Genomic DNA, 3,202 nt, shown 5'->3' on the forward strand with positions numbered 1-3,202 from the left:
CAGATCAACCACGCTCAGTTTTTGCGCAAGCGATTTTGTCGCTGTGACTTCCGCCTCTTCGGTATGCAGCTCGTGATACTCAAAATTGCCCCAATGATCGAAAATGCGGAATTTCTGTTTATCCAGCGGTTTGCCGTTATCGTCGTAACCGTACAACCCCGGACAGAGGCGCGTACCACGGCCAATCATCTGCCAGAACTTCACTTTTGATTTGACCGGTTTGGCAAAGACCAGATTCACAATTTCCGGGACATCAATACCGGTATCGAGCATGTCAACGGAGATAGCGATGGTCAGCTCTTTGTTGGTGCTTTCATCCAGCCCTTTAAAATCATCAATCAGTTGCTCGGCGCGGGGATCGTAGTTGTCGATGACCTGGCAGAAGCGCCCGGCAAACTGTGGGTACATATCGTCGAACAATTCATTCAACAGCAGCGCGTGTTTGTGGTTACGGGCGAAAATGATGGTTTTACCAGGCAACTGGCCGTCCCGATCTTTCAGGCCATTTTCCATCAGGTTACGCAGGATATAGCGGTTGGTGTCTTTGTTGTAGATCGCCTCATCCAGCGCCTTGCCATCAAACTCCAGCGTATTGGGATCTATGCCTTGTTCTTCCAGCTCGCGGATTTGTGCGTCGCTTAATTTCTCCCGTTTGATACCTTCGCGCAGGAATTCTGTTGTGTGTGTGACAACCTCATAGGGAACCAGATTGTTATCGGCGATGGCATCTTCCAGGCTGTAGTTGGCGGTAGGAATACGTCCTTCACAACCAAACAGGCCGAAAGTGGTTTTACTCACCATGTCAATTGGCGTGGCCGTCAGGCCAATCTGGAGGGCATCAAAATACTTAAACAGATCGCCGTAGACGTTGTAGATAGAGCGGTGGGATTCATCGGCGATGATCAAATCGAAATAACCGACATCGAAATGGTCCATGATTTTCATCATACCGGGATAGGTAGCGATGTAGATTCTGGCATTCTGCCTGTCTGCTTTTTTCGATTTCCCGACCACATACAGCGGCTCATTGGTGAATTGATTAAAGGCATTTGCCGCCTGTTTACGCAGTTCTTTACGGTCGCAAAGAAACAGGACGCGTTTTACCCAGCGGGCATCAATCATCAGTTTGCTTAGTGCAATTGCCACGCGGGTTTTGCCTGTACCCGTAGCCTGAACAATTAACGATTGTCGGTACTTGTTGGTAAACCGTTCACTGACGCGGGCAATGGTTTCGAGCTGGTACAAACGTCCGGCAACGGCCTTACCTTCGTTATCTTTTACGTGTGGCACTCTGTTCAGCGGCAGACGGGTTTCACGCTGCTGAATAAGATATTGCAGGCTTTCCTTGCTGTAGAAGCCAAACACCCGACGCGGGGGATAACCATGAGTTTTATGGTCATCCCACAGCCAGATATCATAGCCGTTGGTGTAGAAGATGACCGGACGCTGACCGTATTCTTTTTCCAGCCAGTCTGCATACAGCCGGGCCTGAATTCGTCCTTGCTCGGCATTGACGCTGGTTTTTTTTGCTTCCACCACCGCCAACGGTTTGTGTGCCTCATCCCACAAGACATAGTCTGCATAACCGTCACCAGAGGTGGTGGGTTGCTCTTTGACTGGATGTTCTTGTGTGACTTGATCCGTGTTTTTAAGTTCTTCCCCTACATTCCAGTCGGCTGCAAGTAAGCGAGAGTCAATCAGGCGACGGCGGGTTTCCGCTTCATCAATAGAGAGAATATCGGCAACATGCTTGTTACGCGCTCTGGCTTCATTCAGGCGTTGAGTGAGGTGTTCGGCCTTTTCCTGTTCTTGCTGTAGTGCGCGTTGTAGCGCCAGTTCGCGCTCACGGCTTTCATCCTGAGCCTTGATTGCATCTTCCAGACGTTTTTCATCTGCACGACCTGAAGATTGTGTTAATGGAGGGAGTGTAAATTTGGGGCAGTCATCAACATTACCGTGGGCGTAGCGAACATACAGCCAAATTCCCAACAAATACGCTTCTTTGAGCAGCCAGTAAGTATCTTTAGCTTTGATACGTCCGCCGTGCGCGGCACGGTTGCCATGGATACGCAGAGCATCCATTTTCATGATGATGGCTTCCGGCATCATGCTGGTAAAGACATCAGCGTTCATTAAATCGTAAAGATTAGCCTTAATACCTTCCGGCAACCGCTCCTGACGATACAACCAGCGCACCATCAATTCGGTGTAGTTGCGCAGCTTAACCAGGCAGCTTTCCGGATCGGAGTGAACATAGCGCTCTGCCATACATGCGAGTTCTGCCAGTTCCGGCCACTGGCTGCGCAACATTTCAAAATTGAGAGACTGCTCCATCAATCATCGCCTTATGTTGTGGATACAACAGAAATTCTGGAAAGAATATCACACTAATTTGGCCGACGAAGTGAGCCGGATGGCATATGGTGGTGATGTGTTTAACGACATAGCCGCTTTAACGGCCAGAACCTTGGTTTTCGCCCATCAATGGGCGTCTTCAGCCCTGGCTACTCAAGGGATACCTTGCTCACTAACGCGGGTATGGCTGATCATCTATGGGATATGTTTTTTGAGCCAATAAAACAGCAGGCTCGTTAAAATAGCCTGGGCGTTACTCCGTAATACCTGTCTATTTATTGGCTTATAAATATTTTCAGCACTAAATCATTTTAGTAAGTAGCCGATATCTTTTCCCGGCTAACACAAAATACGACAGGTCGTGTCGTATTTTGATGGCGCTTTTACCCAAGTTCATTATTAATTCATTTTTTTTCAATGCATTAATCAACTTTTCGCATCTTCGCCATTTTTTCTATCCACTCCCCTTTGGCACGACATAACGTGTCGTACCTGTACGGCATAATCTCCCGTATCAATACCATGATATTTGGGAGAACAGGACTGTCTGAGGTAGCCTGAGTTTAACGGACACTCGGTAATGACTCCAACTTATTGATAGTGTTTTATGTTCAGATAATGCCCGATGACTTTGTCATGCAGCTCCACCGATTTTGAGAACGACAGCGACTTCCGTCCCAGCCGTGCCAGGTGCTGCCTCAGATTCAGGTTATGCCGCTCAATTCGCTGCGTATATCGCTTGCTGATTACGTGCAGCTTTCCCTTCAGGCGGGATTCATACAGTGGCCAGCCATCCGTCATCCATATCACCACGTCAAAGGGTGACAGCAAGCTCATAAGACGCCCC

2 protein-coding genes are annotated in these 3,202 nt (G+C 48.6%); both read right to left on the bottom strand.

Annotated features, from left to right (window positions below):
• On the bottom strand, positions 1-2,334 hold a 2,334-nt coding region (locus tag BFF42_RS13885; RefSeq protein WP_146759048.1), incomplete at its 3' end, for a DEAD/DEAH box helicase family protein.
• Between the two features lie 612 nt (positions 2,335-2,946).
• On the bottom strand, positions 2,947-3,202 hold a 256-nt coding region (locus tag BFF42_RS13890; RefSeq protein ID WP_000474469.1), incomplete at its 5' end, for an IS1 family transposase.

Source organism: Shigella sp. FC1661 (assembly GCF_001712525.1).
GTDB classification, from domain to species: domain Bacteria; phylum Pseudomonadota; class Gammaproteobacteria; order Enterobacterales; family Enterobacteriaceae; genus Escherichia; species Escherichia coli.